The organism is Rhizobium sp. Root1204 (assembly GCF_001424965.1).
GTDB lineage: Bacteria > Pseudomonadota > Alphaproteobacteria > Rhizobiales > Rhizobiaceae > Pararhizobium.
On sequence record NZ_LMCZ01000007.1, the window covers coordinates 71,781 to 88,045 of the forward strand.

Annotated in this window: 15 protein-coding genes; 7 read left to right on the forward strand and 8 right to left on the reverse strand. The window is 61.1% G+C overall.

Annotated features, from left to right (window positions below; genetic code table 11):
• Nucleotides 1–196: 196 nt before the first annotated feature.
• Genes ASC96_RS10280 through nagA form a run of 4 tightly spaced genes read left to right on the forward strand, consistent with a single transcriptional unit; the run spans nt 197 to nt 4,044 of the window.
• Nucleotides 197–1,075 carry an N-acetylglucosamine kinase gene (locus tag ASC96_RS10280; RefSeq protein ID WP_060502947.1) on the forward strand — a complete coding sequence of 293 codons (879 nt, stop codon included), beginning with the start codon at nt 197–199 and terminating at the stop codon, nt 1,073–1,075.
• Nucleotides 1,072–1,836 carry a GntR family transcriptional regulator gene (locus ASC96_RS10285; protein WP_060502948.1) on the forward strand — a complete coding sequence of 255 codons (765 nt, stop codon included), beginning with the start codon at nt 1,072–1,074 and terminating at the stop codon, nt 1,834–1,836. Before ASC96_RS10280 ends, ASC96_RS10285 begins: the two co-directional genes overlap by 4 nt.
• Before the next feature lie 28 nt (nt 1,837–1,864).
• Nucleotides 1,865–2,887 carry an SIS domain-containing protein gene (locus tag ASC96_RS10290; RefSeq protein WP_060502984.1) on the forward strand — a complete coding sequence of 341 codons (1,023 nt, stop codon included), beginning with the start codon at nt 1,865–1,867 and terminating at the stop codon, nt 2,885–2,887.
• The gene (gene nagA, locus ASC96_RS10295; protein WP_060502949.1) at nt 2,884–4,044 is read left to right on the forward strand and encodes an N-acetylglucosamine-6-phosphate deacetylase; all 1,161 of its coding nucleotides are present in this window, start codon (nt 2,884–2,886) and stop codon (nt 4,042–4,044) included. Before ASC96_RS10290 ends, nagA begins: the two co-directional genes overlap by 4 nt.
• A gap of 19 nt (nt 4,045–4,063) precedes the next feature.
• On the opposite strand, the gene ASC96_RS10300 is transcribed toward nagA, so the two are convergent.
• From ASC96_RS10300 to ASC96_RS10310, 3 genes are read right to left on the reverse strand one after another with little or no spacing between them, the layout of a single operon-like run.
• Nucleotides 4,064–4,792 (reverse strand): copper homeostasis protein CutC, encoded by a 729-nt coding sequence (locus ASC96_RS10300; RefSeq protein ID WP_060502950.1) that lies wholly within the window; start codon nt 4,790–4,792, stop codon nt 4,064–4,066.
• Nucleotides 4,789–5,700: an ROK family protein gene (locus ASC96_RS10305; protein ID WP_060502951.1), complete on the reverse strand. Its 912-nt coding sequence runs from the start codon at nt 5,698–5,700 to the stop codon at nt 4,789–4,791. Before ASC96_RS10305 ends, ASC96_RS10300 begins: the two co-directional genes overlap by 4 nt.
• Nucleotides 5,697–7,067, reverse strand: a complete 1,371-nt coding sequence (locus ASC96_RS10310) for an amidase (RefSeq protein WP_060502952.1) — start codon at nt 7,065–7,067, stop codon at nt 5,697–5,699. The genes ASC96_RS10305 and ASC96_RS10310 overlap by 4 nt, the downstream gene beginning before the upstream one ends.
• A 192-nt stretch (nt 7,068–7,259) precedes the next feature.
• Between ASC96_RS10310 and ASC96_RS10315 the strand changes: the two genes are divergently transcribed.
• Genes ASC96_RS10315 through ASC96_RS10325 form a run of 3 tightly spaced genes read left to right on the forward strand, consistent with a single transcriptional unit; the run spans nt 7,260 to nt 9,839 of the window.
• Nucleotides 7,260–8,006, forward strand: a complete 747-nt coding sequence (locus tag ASC96_RS10315) for a sulfate transporter family protein (protein WP_060502953.1) — start codon at nt 7,260–7,262, stop codon at nt 8,004–8,006.
• Between the two features lie 52 nt (nt 8,007–8,058).
• Nucleotides 8,059–8,703 carry a PAS domain-containing protein gene (locus ASC96_RS10320; RefSeq protein ID WP_060502954.1) on the forward strand — a complete coding sequence of 215 codons (645 nt, stop codon included), beginning with the start codon at nt 8,059–8,061 and terminating at the stop codon, nt 8,701–8,703.
• Nucleotides 8,700–9,839 (forward strand): aminotransferase class I/II-fold pyridoxal phosphate-dependent enzyme, encoded by a 1,140-nt coding sequence (locus tag ASC96_RS10325; protein ID WP_060502955.1) that lies wholly within the window; start codon nt 8,700–8,702, stop codon nt 9,837–9,839. Before ASC96_RS10320 ends, ASC96_RS10325 begins: the two co-directional genes overlap by 4 nt.
• 10 nt (nt 9,840–9,849) lie before the next feature.
• Here the strand turns inward: ASC96_RS10325 and ASC96_RS10330 are convergent, their stop codons facing one another.
• The 5 genes from ASC96_RS10330 to ASC96_RS32560 all read right to left on the reverse strand — a co-directional run bounded on the left by ASC96_RS10330 (nt 9,850) and on the right by ASC96_RS32560 (nt 16,261).
• A complete protein-coding gene (locus tag ASC96_RS10330; RefSeq protein WP_060502956.1) occupies nt 9,850–10,545 on the reverse strand; it encodes a response regulator transcription factor in 696 nt (231 codons plus the stop codon).
• The gene (locus ASC96_RS10335) at nt 10,542–13,250 is read right to left on the reverse strand and encodes a sensor histidine kinase KdpD (RefSeq protein WP_060502985.1); all 2,709 of its coding nucleotides are present in this window, start codon (nt 13,248–13,250) and stop codon (nt 10,542–10,544) included. Before ASC96_RS10335 ends, ASC96_RS10330 begins: the two co-directional genes overlap by 4 nt.
• A gap of 164 nt (nt 13,251–13,414) precedes the next feature.
• Nucleotides 13,415–13,978: a potassium-transporting ATPase subunit KdpC gene (gene kdpC / locus ASC96_RS10340; RefSeq protein ID WP_060502957.1), complete on the reverse strand. Its 564-nt coding sequence runs from the start codon at nt 13,976–13,978 to the stop codon at nt 13,415–13,417.
• 12 nt (nt 13,979–13,990) lie between these two features.
• A complete protein-coding gene (gene kdpB, locus ASC96_RS10345) occupies nt 13,991–16,048 on the reverse strand; it encodes a potassium-transporting ATPase subunit KdpB (protein WP_060502958.1) in 2,058 nt (685 codons plus the stop codon).
• Between the two features lie 45 nt (nt 16,049–16,093).
• Nucleotides 16,094–16,261 carry a hypothetical protein gene (locus tag ASC96_RS32560; RefSeq protein ID WP_156393815.1) on the reverse strand — a complete coding sequence of 56 codons (168 nt, stop codon included), beginning with the start codon at nt 16,259–16,261 and terminating at the stop codon, nt 16,094–16,096.
• Between the last annotated feature and the right edge of the window lie 4 nt (nt 16,262–16,265).

The following is a 16,265-nucleotide window of genomic DNA, read 5'->3' on the forward strand; positions in this document are numbered from 1 at the left end:
GCGCTTATCTCCCTCTTCGCAAATTAATGCCAAAAAAATACCAATTGTCTAGGAAAAATTCGATTTTAGCTGAATAAAATTTCCATTTTCTAAAATAATTTATATATTTCAGTTTGTTAATCGATAAATCCAATTAAAGACCAAAATCCTCTTGGTAAATGGTATTTTTTTGGTATCCTTTTTCCCGGAGGTATCCATGCCACATTACATTCTGGGAATCGACGGCGGGGGCACGAGTTGCCGCGCGGCTGTAGCGGGCGCCGATGGGCGTATCCTCGGGCGCGGCAAAAGCGGCGCTGCCAACATCCTGACCGATCCCGATAACGCCCTGATCCATATCGTCAGCGCAGCCACTGCAGCATTCGAGGAAGCAGGCATTGCTCCTTCGGAAATCGGTTCAGCCTGTGCGCTGGTCGGGGTTGCCGGCAGCAATGTCGGCGATGCCGTGCATTATGTGAAGGAACGCTTGCCGTTCGCGAAGGCCGACATCGAATCCGATGGGCTGATCGCGCTGCAGGGCGCACTCGGCGATAGTGACGGCGCGGTGGCCATTCTTGGCACCGGTTCCATCTATATCTCCCGCCAGGGAGATGAGGTCCGCTATATCGGCGGATGGGGGTTCCAGATCGGCGACCTTGGCAGCGGCGCCCGGCTTGGCCACGCGCTTCTGCAGGAAAGCGTTCTTGCCTTCGACCGGATTCATCCATCGTCGCCGCTGACGGATGCCGTGATGGCGGAATTCAACAATGATCCGCGCGAGGCTGTGGAGTTTGCCCGCGCTGCGGTACCCGGCGAATTCGGCCGGTTCGCACCGAAGATATTCGACTATGCGGCCCGCAACGATCCGGTGGCGATCGCCTTACTCAAGGGCTGCGCGCAAACCGTCGATGAGGCTCTGGATGCCCTGGTGGCCCAGGGTAGCCGCAAGCTCTGCCTGCTGGGCGGCCTGGCACCGATCTATCGGCCGTGGCTTGCCGAACGGCATCAGCCTTTGTTCATCGAACCCGAGGCAGACGCCCTGACCGGCTCGGTGGCGCTGGCTGCCAAGCGGTTTGTGACGGGATCTGCCACATGACCCAGCATCTCGAAGCCATATTGCCATTGGACGGCCTGCAGGCCGGGGGCTCCGGCCCCCTTTATCTCAAGCTGCGGCAATCGCTGGAAGAAGCCATTTTGTCGGGAAAGCTCAATCATGGCGACGCCCTGCCGCCAGAGCGGGATCTCGCCGACTATGCCAGCATCAGCCGCGTGACGGTGCGCAAGGCAGTCGACGATCTGGTCAAGGACGGTTTGCTGGTGCGCCGCCACGGATCCGGAACCTTTGTCGTCAAGCCGGTTCACCGCGTCCAGCAATCGTTGTCGCGCTTGACATCGTTTACCGAGGATATGTCACGCCGGGGGCTGGTGACGACGGCGCAATGGATCGAGCGCGGACTGTACCATCCCTCGCCGGATGAAATGATGGCGCTTGGCCTGCCCGCCGATGCGCTGGTGGCGCGGCTTGGCCGACTACGTATCGCCGATGATATGCCGCTTGCGATCGAGCGGGCCAGTGTTTCCGCAGAGTTCCTGCCGGATCCCGTCCGGGTCGGCACATCGCTCTATGCCGAACTCGACAAGACCAAATCGCGGCCTGTGCGCGCCGTGCAGCGCATTTCCGCCTGCAGCCTGAAGGATCCGGATGCGGCGATGCTGGGCGTGCCGGCCGGTTCCGCCAGCCTGTCCATCGAACGCATTTCCTACCTCGCCTCCGGCCGCGTGGTAGAATTCACCCGCTCGCTCTATCGGGGCGACGCCTATGATTTCGTCGCCGAACTGACTTTGTCGGATTCCTGAGAGCGGCCCAGATAAGAAAGACATGACCATGCAAACCAACATGCGGCGCGAAATCAACGAAATCCCCGAAGCGGCAGCGCGTCTTCTTGAACAGTCCAAGGCAGCGGTCAAGGAAACCGGCGCAGCTCTGCGTGCGAAAGACCCGGCGTTTTTCGTAACGATTGCCCGTGGTTCGTCCGACCATGCCGCACTGTTCCTGAAATACGCGATCGAGCTTTCGACCGGACGGCCCGTCGCCTCGCTCGGCCCATCGCTTGCTTCAATTTACGGCGCCAAGATGCAGCTTCAGGGCGCAGCATCGATCGCCATCTCGCAATCGGGCAAGAGCCCGGACATCGTCGCAATGGCCGAGGCGGCAACCAAGGCCGGCGCCGTGACGATCGCACTGACCAACACCCTGCCCTCACCGATCTCGGAAGCCAGCACCCATCCGCTCGATATTCTCGCCGGGCCGGAAATCGCTGTTGCTGCAACCAAGTCCTATGTCAATTCGATCGTTGCCGGCCTTGCCATCCTTGGTGAATGGACGGGAGACACCGCCCTCCAGCGTGCCGTCGCCGATCTGCCTGCCCAGTTTGCCAAGGCGGTGAAGCTCGACTGGCAATCGCTGGCCGATGAACTTGGTGACGCGGAATCACTGTTCGTGCTCGGCCGCGGTCCGGCGCTCGCCATCGCCAGCGAGGCCGCGCTGAAATTCAAGGAGACGTCCGGCATGCACGCCGAAGCCTATTCGGCGGCGGAAGTGCTGCATGGGCCGGTGGCGCTGGTCGAAAAACGTTTTCCGGTGATCGGCCTTGCTGCGCGTGATGCTGCGGAAGGGTCGGTTACCGGCATTCTTGACGGCCTGGCTGCCAAGGGTGCGCTCGCCTTTGCGACCTCGTCGGAAGCGAAGGCGGCAAAGGCTCTGCCGTTCGTGGCAACCGGTCATCCGATTACCGATGCGCTGGCCCTGATCATTCCGTTCTACGGCTTCGTTGAATCCTGGTCGCGTTCACGCGGCCTCAATCCTGACGCGCCGGTCGCTCTCAAGAAGGTTACGGAAACGCGATGACCGCACAAAAAGCTATCACCGGAGCCCGGATTTTCGACGGCCTGTTCTGGCATGATGGCCAGTCACTGCTGCTGGATGGTGGAACGATCACCGGTATCCTGCCGCAGAGCGACCTGCCTGCCGGGACAGAAATTGTCCCGGCCGATAGCCAGTTGCTTGTACCCGGCTTTATCGATCTGCAGGTGAATGGCGGTGGTGGCGTGATGCTGAACGACCGGCAGGACGTCGATGCCATCCGGACGATCTGCGCTGCTCACGCGAAGTTCGGCACGACCGCTCTGCTTCCGACGCTGATCACCGACACATTCGAGATTCGCGCCCGCACCATTGCGGGCGGCAGGCAGGCCAAGGCGGAGAATGTACCCGGATTCCTGGGTTTGCATCTGGAAGGGCCGCACCTTTCCGTTGCCCGCAAGGGCGCTCATGACCCGGCCCTGATCCGTCCGATGGATCAGGCCGATCTCGACGCGTTGCTCGAATGCGCCGGGGATTTTGATGCCATCATGGTAACGGTGGCACCCGAAAACACGACCGCATCGCAGGTTTCAGCGATGGCCGAGGCCGCTATCATCGTCAGCCTTGGCCACACGGATTCTGGCTACAAGACCGTCGTTGAGTATGCCAAGGCTGGCGCGCGTACAGTGACGCATCTGTTCAACGCGATGAGCCCGCTCGGCCATCGCGAACCGGGTGTTGTTGGTGCAGCTCTCGATATTGGCAGCCTGCATGCCGGCATCATTGCCGATGGCTTTCATGCCGATCCGGTATCGATGGGCATTGCATTACGCGCCAAGAATGGCCCCGGCCGCATCTTCATCGTCACCGATGCGATGTCGACGATCGGCTCCGAGCAGACAAGTTTCCTCCTGAACGGCCGCGAGATCTTCCGCAAGGGCGGGCGCCTGACATTGGCCGACGGCACGCTGGCAGGCGCCGATATCGACATGCTCGCTTCTGTGCGTTTTGCCCATGAAAAGCTGGATCTGCCGCTCGACGAGGCGCTACGGATGGCATCGGCCTATCCCGCCGACGCTGCAGGTGTAGCCGCCCGGAAAGGCAGATTGTTGCCCGGTCTCGACGCGGACTTCGTGCTTTTGACCGAGAGCCTGGACATGGCCTCGACGTGGATTGGCGGGACGCGCGTTTTCCAAGCCTAAGCTTCGAGATATCGAGATATCAGGGCGCGGCGGACAGCCGCGCCTTCAGCGTCCGCACGGCCTGTTCATCCGTCTGCTTTGCGCTGCGCGCAACAAAGCCAAGCGATACCAGACGGGCATCCGAAGCCGGCTTTTCCACCGAACAGGACGAGTGAACCTCTGTTACCGGAAGACGGGACAGGAGGCCGCCGACCGTCTCCAGCGTCACCCCCGAACCGGGCATGATCGAGATGCGGCCCTTTGCGGCCGCAACAATTCCGGCCAGTGCATCAGCACCGTCAGAGGCTCGTTTCGCACCACCGGAAGTCAGGATACGCTCGAAACCGAGGTCCACCGCGATCTCGACGGCCTCGGAAAAATCCGGCACCAGATCGAAGGCGCGATGCAGGGTCAGGCCCAATCCATGCGCGTGATCCACCAGCGTCCTGAGCGCTTCTTTATCGAGGCTTCCATCGGGGCGGCTGGCGCCGAGAACGACCCCTGCGAGACCTGCTGACCGGGCCGCTTCGATTTCGACGCGCATCACATCCATGTCACCGGCATCGAAAACAAAATCGCCCGGCCTTGGCCGGATCATCGCGTAAACGGGAATATCAACTTTGCCCGCCAGGGCCATCAGGCCCAACGAAGGCGTAAGCCCGCCGACGGACAGAGCCGAGCACAATTCGATGCGATCAGCGCCGCCATCGACAGCAGCCCGCAGGCCGGCCGCATCGTCGACGCAGACTTCCAGAAGAATATTTGTCATGATGCTTCTCCTGCGAGACCAAGAACGGCGGCGCCGATCAGTCCCGGTTCGATCCGGCATTCGCCCGGCACCACCAGTGAGCGGTCGAACTTGCGCAGGATTCGGCCCCGAACAGACTTGTCGATTTCGGCGATCAGTGGTGTCACGTTGGACAGGCCGCCGCCGACGGGGACGATCGTCGCCCCGGTGATATTGACCGTCAGCGCCAGGGGCGAACTGATGAGGTCAACGAGCACATCGATGGTACGAGCGGCTTCCACATCGCCGTTCTGCCAAAGCGCGGTGATCTCATGGCTTTCCAGGGTCTTGCCGTGCAAGGTCAGGTGCAAACGTTCCATGCCACGGGCGCCGCCGATCGTATCGACGCAGCCACGCTGGCCGCAGCCGCACTCGAAAATGGGAATCGCAACCGGTGGCGTACCAGCCATGGAGGCGACCGCCGGGCCATGGCCCCATTCGCCGGCGAACCCGCCTTCCGCATTGATAAGCCGGCCGTCCACCACCAGGCCGCCGCCGACGCCAGTACCGAGAATCGCTCCAAGCACGATGCGGTAACCGCGCCCGGCACCGGCCCCCGCCTCCGCCAGTGCGAAACAATCCGCGTCATTGGCGATCAACACAGGCAGTCCAAGCAAAACGGAAAGTTCCGCACCAAGCTCGCGCCCGTCGATGCAGGGAATATTGGCGCATTTGATCGCCTGCGTTTCGGGATCAACGACACCGGTGATCGATATGGCGATGCGGTCAGGCGCTTCGCCCGCTTCCGCAATGACATCGCGAAGCGTACCGACAAAGGCGTTGAAATCATCGAGCGGCGTGATGCGGCGTTCCAGCGGTTCGATCCGGTCGGCCGCATGGGCAACGGCGCCCTTGATGGCAGAGCCGCCAATATCGAAGCAGACGATCATGCGTCGCCCCGGATGATGGCTTCGGCCGAAAGTGCCACGGAAAGCAGATTGTCATCGGCGTTGCGAAGGCCGGAGAGAAGAAAGCCGACCGGCATGCCGGCATCGCCCGTGCCGCAGGGGATAGAGACGCCACAGCCGTCAAGGAAATTGCCGATGGATGTGTTGCGCAATGTCCGGCCATTGATCTTGAAAAACAGATCATCATCGGCAAGCAGCGGCGCGATCGGCGGCGCCACATGCGGCAGGGTCGGATGGATGACGAGTTCTCCGGAATCCAGACTTTCGGTGAAAGCTGCGATCAACCGCTGGCGGGCGTCAGCGATGGCAATGTAATCTGCCGTCGTGGTCTTTTCGCCCAGCCGTGTGCGGGCGACGACCCGATGATCCATGCGGGCAGCCTCCGGGCCTTCCAGCCGCGCCTTGTGGAGCGCGAACGCTTCAGCCGTGACCAGTGCACCATGGCGCGCCGTAATCTCGAAAATCTCGGCAAAAATCGGGAAGGCCCGCCGCTTGACCCGGGCACCGGCCTGCTCCAGCCGCAAAACCGCAGCCTCGAATGCGGCCACGACACCCGGTTCGGCATCATCGAAGACGACTGTCTCAGGAATGACAAGCTTCAAGCCGCTTAAATCCGTCCGGCGGATATCCGGCGCGGTGCGCCCGCGCATGGCTGCATCGATCCAGACGGCGTCCTGCACGGTGCGGCAGAGCGGGCCGAGTGAATCGAGGCTCTTTGCCAGCGGGAAGACACTTTGCATGGAATAGCGTCCACGCGTCGCCTTGTAGCCGACAATGCCATTGAACGCGGCGGGAATGCGGATCGAGCCGCCGGTATCCGTACCGATCGCCACCGGTACCAGACCGGCTGCCACGGCCACGCCGGACCCGGCCGACGAGCCACCGGGGATGCGCGGCACATCGCGCGATGCCGGGTTATGGGCCGTTCCATAGTGCGGGTTGATGCCGAGGCCGGAAAAGGCGAATTCGCTGAGATTGGTGCGGCCGATACTGACCATTCCGGCACCAGCAAGCGCCGTAACGACAGCAGCATCGGCGGATGCGGGCGCGGCATCGGCCAGCACAGCGGATCCCGCGGTCGTTACCGATCCCTTCGTGTCGAACAGATCTTTCCAGGCGACCGGAATGCCATCAAGCAAACCGAGAGACCGCCCCGAACGAAGGCGTTGCGAGGACAATCTGGCTTCCGAGAGCGCCTGTTCATCCAGCAATTCCGTGAAAATCGATTGATCCTTGTAGCCAGCTATCTTTTCCAGGGAAGCCTTTGCCAGGTCGACCGGATCGAGCGCGCCGGATTGCAGCAGCACCGACAGGCCCGCTACCGACATATTTATGTTCACTCCATCCATCGTCTCAACACTCCACAACTGCTTGTGCTGGCATCATAACGGTGCAGCACCGGTTTTGGCAGCAAAAACAGCGTCCTTCGCACATGATTTTCGCGGACTTTTCAAAGCCGCAGGCCTCGCGGTCTTGCCCGCAAGCCATGCCCCGCCTACATGCGCAGACAGCGGCACGAACGCCCTCAAAGGAGATACCGGATGATACTCGACGCGGCGCGGCTTTCCTTTGCCAATCTTTTCGCGCCCGAAACGCGCTCGGTCTTCTGGAAGGTGTTGGGGCTGACGCTGCTGGCGCTGATTGGCCTGTGGCTCGCCTTGCGCGAACTGTTCATCTACCTTGCCTTGCCGTGGCTTGACGCGTTGTTGCCCGGAACACCCGGCTGGGCGGGATGGCTGACATTCGTTGTCGGTATTTTTGCAAGTCTCGGTCTTGCCTTGGGGCTAGCGTTGCTTCTTGCGCCGGTAACGGCGCTGATTGCCGGCTTCTTCCTTGATGACGTCGCGGAAGTTGTCGAAAAACGCGATTACCCGAACGAACCGGCGGGCCGTGCTTTGCCGCTGGGAGAGGCGATTGCCGGCACGCTGAAATTTCTCGGCGTCATCATCGCCGGCAACATCGTTGCTCTCTTTCTGTTGCTGATCCCCGGCATCAACTTGATCGCCTTCTTTCTCGTCAACGGCTACCTGCTCGGCCGGGAATTCTTCGAGTTTGCGGCGATGCGTTATCGCTCCCCGGCGGAAGCCCGGCTTTTCCGCGCCAAACATGCCGGCACAGTCTTCCTCAGCGGCCTCGTGCTTGCTGCATTTCTGGCCGTGCCGCTTCTCAATCTGCTGACCCCGCTCTTTGCCGCCGGCATGATGGTTCATCTGCACAAGAAACTGTCGCAGCGCGACCCGGAGTTTCAACGGCAGATCAACTCCGGCAAATCGTCGTTTGGCCGATAGTTGTCCAATTTGTCTATATTGACAAATTGTCAATATAGACGGATAAGGCCTTATGTCTCATCCGCTCACTCCTTTCATCCCAGTCTGCGACGCCGTCGCCACGCTGTTTTCCCCGCATGTGGAAGCGGTCCTGCATGACCTTGAGACGGGATTGATCTTCCATATCGCCAACGCCTTTTCCAGGCGCCGACCGGGGGACAGTTCGCTCAACGAGGCCGGACTGGTTTCGACCCTGGATGCGGATGTGATCGGCCCCTACGGCAAGTCCAATTGGGATGGCCGCAGGCTGAAGGCGATCACTTCCGTACTGCGTGATGCTGTGGGCAAGCCGATCGGCCTTCTTTGCATCAATCACGATATCGAGGCCTTTGCCGGAATCTTCGACCAGTTGAAATCGATGATGAATGTTGCAGCGCCAATGCAAAAGGCATCGGCACTGATGGCGGATGACTGGCGCGAAGCGGTGAATTCCGTGATCGGCGAATTTCTTGCGACGCACAAGACCAGTCTCGCGGGCCTGACCAATTCCGACACGGACAGCCTTCTTGCGCTACTCGACGCCCGCGGCGTCTTTGCCATCCGCAAAGCTGTTCCCTATGTTGCCGAAATCCTGAAACTGTCGAGAGCGACGATCTACAACCGCCTTGGCGCAATCCGCCAGAAACAGGACGCTGCCGTTCAAGGAGAACCGCGATGACCAAGCCTATGCGCGATTTTGTGCTCGAAACGTTCATGTCGAAATGGGAGTTCACCGCCAAATATAACATGACGGCCTCGGATGCTGAGAGCATGCGCCTGCCGGAGCTTCTGGCAATGGCCAGTGACGAAGACCGCACCGATTTCGAAAATCTCAGCCTTGGCTACACCGAAACCTTTGGCGCACCGGTGCTGCGCCAGGAAATCGCGCGGACCTACGACACGGTTCAACCGGAAAACCTGATCTGCTTTGCCGGCGCCGAGGAAGCGATCTATGTCGCGATGAAGGTGCTCTTGACGCCGGATGATCATGCCATCGTCATTACGCCCAACTATCAGGCCGCCGAAACCTTGCCGCTGAGCATCTGCGCGGTGACGGGCGTGGCCTTGGATATCAACAATGACTGGAACCTCGACCTCGGCAAGATTGAGGCCGCGATCCAGCCGAACACCAAGCTGATCTCGATCAATTTTCCCAACAACCCGACCGGCAAGATCCTGCCGCATACGACATTTCATGCTCTCATCGAAATCTGCCGCAAGCATGGTATCTGGCTGTTCAGTGACGAGGTCTACCGGCTGATCGAGAAGGACGAGGCACTGCGCCTACCGCAGGCTGTCGATGCCTATGAGCGAGGAATCTCGCTGAATGTCATGTCGAAGGCTTATGGGCTTCCGGGCCTTCGGATCGGCTGGCTGGCCTGCAAGGACGCGGAATTCCTGACACGTTGCGAACGTTACAAGCACTTCCTGTCGATCTGCAATTCCGCTCCTTCGGAAGTTCTGGCCCGTATCGCGCTGAAGAACCGCGACAGGATCTTGGCCCGGACACGTGCTATCGTTCGCGCCAACATCACCGAGTGGAACACGTTTTTCGCCGATTTTCCGCATCTGTTCGACTGGCGCGAGCCGGACGGCGGTTGCGTTGCGTTCATCCGCTACAAGGGGCCGGAAGGTGTCGAGGAGTTTGCCCGGCGCGCGGTCGAGGAGGCCGGCGTGTTCTTCCTGCCCTCCAGCGTCTATCACTCGGAACTCACGCCCGTGCCGCCAAACTGCCTGCGCGTCGGTTTCGGCCGCCTGCATGTGCCGGAGGGCATCACCGTTCTGCGCAACTGGCTGAACCGCAACAGCCTGTAGACCGATCCGGCTAGAGGTCGGCCTCGCGCAGGCGGTAGCCGACGCCGGTTTCGGTGGTGATATATTGCGGCTGGTCCGGCGTTGCCTCGATCTTCTGGCGAAGCTGGCGCACATAGACGCGCAGATACTGCACGTCATCGGCATTGCCCCAGACCTCCTTCAGCAGGAATTTGTGGGTCAGCACCTTGCCGGCATGCTGCACCAGCATGCGCAGGATATCATATTCCTTCGGCGAGAGTTTCACCTCGCGGCCATCGACCTTGACGATACGCTTGACCAGATCGACCGACAGGCCGCCGGTCTGGAACAACGGCTTTTCACCCTGCTGCTGCAACCGATGGCGCAGCGCCACGCGGATGCGCGCCACCAGTTCGTTCATGCCGAAGGGTTTGGTCACGTAATCGTCGGCACCGAGTTCCAGTGCCTTGACGATCCCGGCCTCATCGGTACGGCTTGACAGGATGACGATCGGCAGCGTCAGCCCTTCCTCGCGCCAGCCCTGCAACAGATCGTGGCCAGCCGCATCCGGCAGGCCGAGATCGAGCAGGATGAGATCGGGCAGCTCCGCCTTGACACTGTCCCGCGCCGCCTTGCCGTTTCCGGCCTCGATGACATCGTAGTCCTGCGTGGCCAGCCCCACCCGCAACAGCCGGCGGATAGGCGGCTCGTCGTCGACGACCAGGATCTTGACTGCGGAAAGTGTCATTTCATGTCCTTGAGATTGGGCGCATCCGGCAACAGTGGCAGGCTGACCGTAAAGATCGCGCCGGAGCGGTCAGTACGGTTTTCGGCGGCGATGGTGCCGCCCATCGCCTCGACGAACCCCCGGCAAATGGACAGGCCAAGCCCGGTCCCGGCCCGCACGTGATCGCCCTTGCGCACCCTGTAAAACGTATCGAAGACCCGTTCCAGATCTCCTTGCGGAATGCCCGACCCTTCATCTGAAATCCGGATAAGGACCTGCTCGCCATTGCTTTCCGCCCGGACGCTCACCCTTGATCCTTCGGGCGCATATTTGGCGGCGTTGTCGAGCAAGTTGAACAGAACCTGCTCGAACAGCACCGGATCGACCCTGATCATCGGCAGGTTGGCGGGAACGTCAACATCGACGCTGTGACCAGCCAGAATCTTCTTCGCCCGGCGCAGGGCGCTCCCGACAATATCACCGGTATAATGAAACGCGGAATTCGGCTGCATGGCACCGGATTCGATCCGGGTCATGTCGAGCAGATTGGCGATGAACCGGTTCAGCCGTTCGGATTCGTCGGTCACGGTGGTCAGAAGTTCGACACGGTCTTCCTCCGGAAGCGCAGACTGATAGTCACGCAATGTTCCGGCAGCCCCCATGATGGCGGCGAGCGGCGTCTTCAGGTCGTGCGAAATCGAGGTCAGCAATGCCGAACGCAGGCGCCCGGCTTCTTCGACCAGCCGCGCATTATCGACATCGGCGACAAGCTGCACGCGCTCGATGGCAAGCGCTGCCTGATCGGCGAGCGCATCCAGCAGCCGCTGCTGTTCGGGGCTCAAGAGTGGCCCCTGACGGTCATTGTCGAGGCCGATGACACCGACGGCGGTGCGGCCGGTGCGCAACGGCACATAAAGGCGTTTTGCGCCCGGCAGCGTATCGGCGCCGCGTCCAGCGGCGCGATTGTGCTCCCAGGCCCAGCGCGCTGCAGCAATATCGGCGTCGTCAAGCGTATCATCCGGCGGATAGCCGGCTTTGACCGCGATCGTTCCCTCTTCCGGCAGGAGCAGCACCACCCGCAGCTTCAGCATCGAGGCAAGCTGGAACGCCGTCGCCCACAACACGTCGTCCAGGGTACCGGTCCCTGCCAGCTTCTTGCTGAAGAGATAGAGGTCTTCGGTGGTGCGTGCGCGCAGGCGAGCGGCGGCGGCCTGCCGCTGGACGCTGGCCGTCAGGTTGCTGGCGATGATCGCCACGATGAAGAAAAGAATGAACGCGACAACGCTGTCGGGATCGCTGATATCCAGCGTATAAAGCGGCTGCAGGAAGAAGAAATTCAACGAGACCGCACTGACGACGCTGGCATAGAGAGCCGGCCGCAAACCTTCGGTCACCGCCGTAGTCAAAACCGCCATCAGGAAGACGAGTGCAATGTTGCGCACATCAAGGGACTGGTCGAGCAGAAAACCCACGGCCAGGGCACAACCGACATAGAGCGTCGCCAGTGCATAGGGCCTGATCTTGAACTGGACGGGTGCCGGGGCAGTCTTGACGCCCGTTCCAATGGGTTCGCCTTCCCGATCGTCACCAGCGATGACATGAACGCTGATATTGCCGGCGCGCCGGATCAATCGGCTGGTCACCGAACCATGCAGCCATTCCCGCCATCCCGATGTTTTCGGCGTTCCGGCGATGATATGGGTGACATTGCTGGATGTGGCGACACGGACGATTTCCTCCGCTTCGTCGGAGCCCGGCCTTGTCAGCGCTTCGGCCCCCAGCCGCTCAGCCAGCCTTAACGTCGCGGCGATACGGTCGCGCGCGGCCTCAGATAAGTGAACCGATCGCGCCGTTTCCACATGTAGCGCCACCAGCGGCGCGCGCAGACGGTCGGCCAGCCGGGCGGCGTAGCGCACCAGGGATGCGCTGCGGGCCTGGTCATCGACACAGACCAGCACCCGGTCACCGGCCGCCCAAGGGCCGGAAATCGCATGCGCCTGCATATGCGTCAGCAGCTGGTCATCAACCCGCTGCGCGGTCTGGCGCAGTGCAAGTTCGCGCAGTGCCGTCAGGTTTCCGGGCGAAAAGTAATTTTCGAGGGCTCGTTGCGCCGTCTTCGGGATATAGACCTTGCCGTCATGCAGACGCTTGATCAGGTCTTCCGGCGTCAGATCGATGATCTCGATATCGTCGGCCCGGTCGATGATCGAATCCGGCACGGTTTCGCGCACACGAATGCGGGTAATCTGGGCAACGACATCGTTGAGGCTTTCGACATGCTGGATATTCAGAGTCGAGTAAACGTCGATGCCGCGCGACAGCAGCTCCTGCACATCCATGTAGCGTTTTGGATGCCGGCTACCGGGTGCGTTGGTATGCGCCAGTTCATCGACCAGAACGAGACCTGGACGGCGGGCAAGAATGGCATCGATATCCATTTCTTCAAGATGGCGGCCCTTGTAGTCGATCGGCATGCGCGCGATGACTTCGAAACCGTCAGCCAGCGCCTGGGTCTCCTTGCGGCCATGCGTTTCGACCACGCCGATCACGACATCGACGCCATCGGCTTGCTTGGCATGGCCGGAGGTCAGCATTTCGTAGGTCTTGCCGACGCCGGGCGCCGCCCCCAGAAAGATCTTCAGACGGCCGCGTGTTTCCTGCTCCGCCCGCTGCAACAGGGCGTCGGGAGATGGTCTTCCATCCATGTCACGGACATCGTCCCGCATGCGCGCTCGTCTTTCCTCATCAATGCCGAAAAGCGGCAGGATGCCGCTTTTGACTATTCCGGACATGGTCCAAAATCCCGCAGAATTTGGGACCGGTTCCGTCAATCAAATTGCCGCCGGTATCGCGCCTCGTCGTCGAAGCGCGATACCGTGACCAAACAAGGCTAGACAGCTTTATCAAGCGCCATGTTCAGCGCCAAGACGTTGACCGCCGGCTCACCGAGAATACCGAGTTCGCGCGCCTCGACGGCCTGATCGACCAGTGCGCGAACCTTGCTTTCATCCATGCCCCGCGCCTTGGCGACGCGCGGAACCTGGAAATAGGCGGCTTCCGGCGAAATGTGCGGATCAAGGCCGCTGCCCGAAGCGGTCACCAGATCCATCGGCACGGCAGCGCCGGGATTGGCAGCCTTGAGTGCTTCGGCATCTGCCTTGATCCGATCAAGCAGCTTCGGGTTGGTCGGCCCGAGGTTTGAGCCGCTGGACGAAGCCGCATTGTAGCCATCGCCTGCAGCCGACGGACGGCCATGGAAATAGATATCGCCGGTAAAGACCTGACCGATCAAGGAGGAGCCGACAACGGTGCCGTCCTTTTCGACCAGGCTGCCATTGGCCTGATGCGGGAACAGGGCCTGGGTAATGCCGGTCATGCCGAGCGGATAGGCAAGGCCGGTGATAATGGTGATGGCAACGATCATGACCAGCGCGGGCCGCAATTGTTTCAACATTTGAATGTTCCTTTAAACGAGACCAAGGGCGGTGATGGCCAAGTCGATGGCCTTGATGCCGATGAACGGGACAATGATGCCGCCAAGGCCATAGATGAGCAGGTTGCGCGACAGGAGCGCACCGGCACCAACGGCACGGTAGGCGACACCCCTCAGCGACAGCGGGATCAGCGCGACGATAACCAGCGCGTTGAAGATGATCGCCGACAGGATTGCGCTTTGCGGCGAGGCAAGGCCCATGATGTTCAGCGCCGAAAGCTGCGGATAGAAGGCCAGGAACATCGCCGGGATGATGGCGAAATACTTGGCGATATCGTTGGCGATCGAAAACGTCGTCAGCGCACCGCGGGTCATCAGCAGTTGCTTGCCGATCTCGACGATCTCGATCAGCTTGGTCGGGTCCGAATCCAGGTCGACCATGTTGCCGGCTTCGCGGGCGGCGACCGTACCGGTGTTCATCGCCACGCCGACATCGGCCTGCGCCAGCGCCGGAGCATCGTTGGTACCGTCGCCGCACATGGCGACAAGTTTGCCCTTGGCCTGTTCCTCGCGGATCAGCGACAGTTTGTTTTCCGGCGTTGCCTGGGCAAGGAAATCATCGACACCGGCTTCGGCAGCGATGGCAGCGGCTGTCATCGGGTTGTCGCCGGTGATCATCACCGTGCGGATACCCATGCGGCGCAGTTCGGCGAACCGCTCGCGGATGCCGCCCTTGACGATATCTTTCAGGTGCACCACGCCCATCAGGCGGCCATCGCGCACGACGGCCAGCGGCGTACCACCCGACTTGGCGATCTCGTCGGCAATCGACTGGATTTCGCGGACGGTATCCGGACGCGCCGCCGTATTCTGGCTGGCGACGTAGCTCAGGACCGCATCGACAGCGCCCTTGCGGATCGACGAGCCTTCGATGTCGACGCCACTCATGCGGCTCTGTGCGGTAAACGGCACGAAGGTCGCATGCAGTTGTGCCATGTCACGGGCGCGGATGCCGTATTTCTCCTTGGCCAGCACGACGATGGAACGGCCTTCCGGCGTTTCATCGGCAAGCGAGGCCAGCTGGGCTGCGTCGGCGAGGTCCTGCTGCGACACGCCGGACACCGGGTGAAGCTCGGTTGCCTGGCGGTTGCCGAGCGTGATCGTGCCGGTCTTGTCGAGCAGCAGCGTATCGATATCGCCGGCAGCCTCGACGGCGCGGCCGGACATGGCGAGCACGTTGAAGCGGACCAGACGGTCCATGCCGGCAATGCCGATGGCCGAGAGAAGCGCGCCGATCGTCGTCGGGATCAGCGTTACAAACAGGGCGACCAGGATGATGACCGGGATGGAGCCGCCGGCATAGGTGGCGAAGCTCGGGATGGTCACAACGGCCAGAACGAAAATCAAGGTCATGCCGGCGAGAAGAATGTTGAGGGCGATCTCGTTCGGTGTCTTCTGACGTTCGGCACCTTCGACCAGCGAAATCATCCGGTCGATGAAGGTCGAGCCCGCTGCGGCGCTGATACGCACCCGGATCCAGTCCGACAGCACCTGCGTGCCGCCGGTGACGGCCGAGCGGTCGCCGCCGGATTCACGGATAACGGGGGCAGATTCGCCGGTGATCGCCGCCTCGTTGACGGAGGCGACCCCTTCGATGACCTCGCCATCGGAGGGGATGATCTCGCCAGCTTCGACAAGCACGATGTCACCGACCTTGAGGCTGGTGCCGGAGACGATCTTGAAGCTCTTCAGATCCGCCCCGGTCAAAAGCTTGGCCTGGGTTTCGGTCCGGGTCTTGCGCAGCGATTCCGCCTGCGCCTTGCCCCGGCCTTCGGCAACGGCCTCGGCGAAATTGGCAAACAGCACCGTGAACCACAGCCAGATATTGAGCTGCAGCGAAAAACCGAGATTGCTGCTGCCGGTTATGAGATCGCGCAGGAACAGGACGGTCGTCAATGTCGAGACGACGGCGACGACGAACATCACCGGATTCTTGGCGAGGGTGCGCGGATTGAGCTTGGTAAACGCCGAGCCGATCGCGGGAATAAGGATGCGAGAGTCCATCAGGCTCGCAGATTTGGACTGGCTCATAAGAGAACTCCAGTTTCTTTTGTGTGTGACATCACGGTGACCGCGTCAGCCGTGGAACAATTCGGTAAAAGCGTGAGCAAGACCGCCGATCACCAGCAGGACCAGCATGAAAGCGATGATGATGCTGGTCGCCTGCGGGGGTGCCGCTCGCGGCGGATCACCGTCGCGAGGTTTGAGGAGCCTTTTGAACTTCTGCTGGAACAAGCGGTTCATGACG

Bases quoted from the DNA above. Each gene is read 5' to 3' on its own strand.
- ASC96_RS10310 (WP_060502952.1), bottom strand. From the start codon at position 7,067: ATGGATGGAGTGAACATAAATATGTCGGTAGCGGGCCTGTCGGTGCTG.
- ASC96_RS10335 (WP_060502985.1), bottom strand. From the start codon at position 13,250: ATGCGGGACGATGTCCGTGACATGGATGGAAGACCATCTCCCGACGCC.
- ASC96_RS10330 (WP_060502956.1), bottom strand. From the start codon at position 10,545: ATGACACTTTCCGCAGTCAAGATCCTGGTCGTCGACGACGAGCCGCCT.
- kdpB (WP_060502958.1), bottom strand. From the start codon at position 16,048: ATGAGCCAGTCCAAATCTGCGAGCCTGATGGACTCTCGCATCCTTATT.
- ASC96_RS10315 (WP_060502953.1), top strand. From the start codon at position 7,260: ATGATACTCGACGCGGCGCGGCTTTCCTTTGCCAATCTTTTCGCGCCC.
- ASC96_RS10285 (WP_060502948.1), top strand. From the start codon at position 1,072: ATGACCCAGCATCTCGAAGCCATATTGCCATTGGACGGCCTGCAGGCC.
- ASC96_RS32560 (WP_156393815.1), bottom strand. From the start codon at position 16,261: ATGAACCGCTTGTTCCAGCAGAAGTTCAAAAGGCTCCTCAAACCTCGC.
- ASC96_RS10300 (WP_060502950.1), bottom strand. From the start codon at position 4,792: ATGACAAATATTCTTCTGGAAGTCTGCGTCGACGATGCGGCCGGCCTG.
- ASC96_RS10305 (WP_060502951.1), bottom strand. From the start codon at position 5,700: ATGATCGTCTGCTTCGATATTGGCGGCTCTGCCATCAAGGGCGCCGTT.
- ASC96_RS10280 (WP_060502947.1), top strand. From the start codon at position 197: ATGCCACATTACATTCTGGGAATCGACGGCGGGGGCACGAGTTGCCGC.
- ASC96_RS10320 (WP_060502954.1), top strand. From the start codon at position 8,059: ATGTCTCATCCGCTCACTCCTTTCATCCCAGTCTGCGACGCCGTCGCC.
- ASC96_RS10290 (WP_060502984.1), top strand. From the start codon at position 1,865: ATGCAAACCAACATGCGGCGCGAAATCAACGAAATCCCCGAAGCGGCA.
- nagA (WP_060502949.1), top strand. From the start codon at position 2,884: ATGACCGCACAAAAAGCTATCACCGGAGCCCGGATTTTCGACGGCCTG.
- kdpC (WP_060502957.1), bottom strand. From the start codon at position 13,978: ATGTTGAAACAATTGCGGCCCGCGCTGGTCATGATCGTTGCCATCACC.
- ASC96_RS10325 (WP_060502955.1), top strand. From the start codon at position 8,700: ATGACCAAGCCTATGCGCGATTTTGTGCTCGAAACGTTCATGTCGAAA.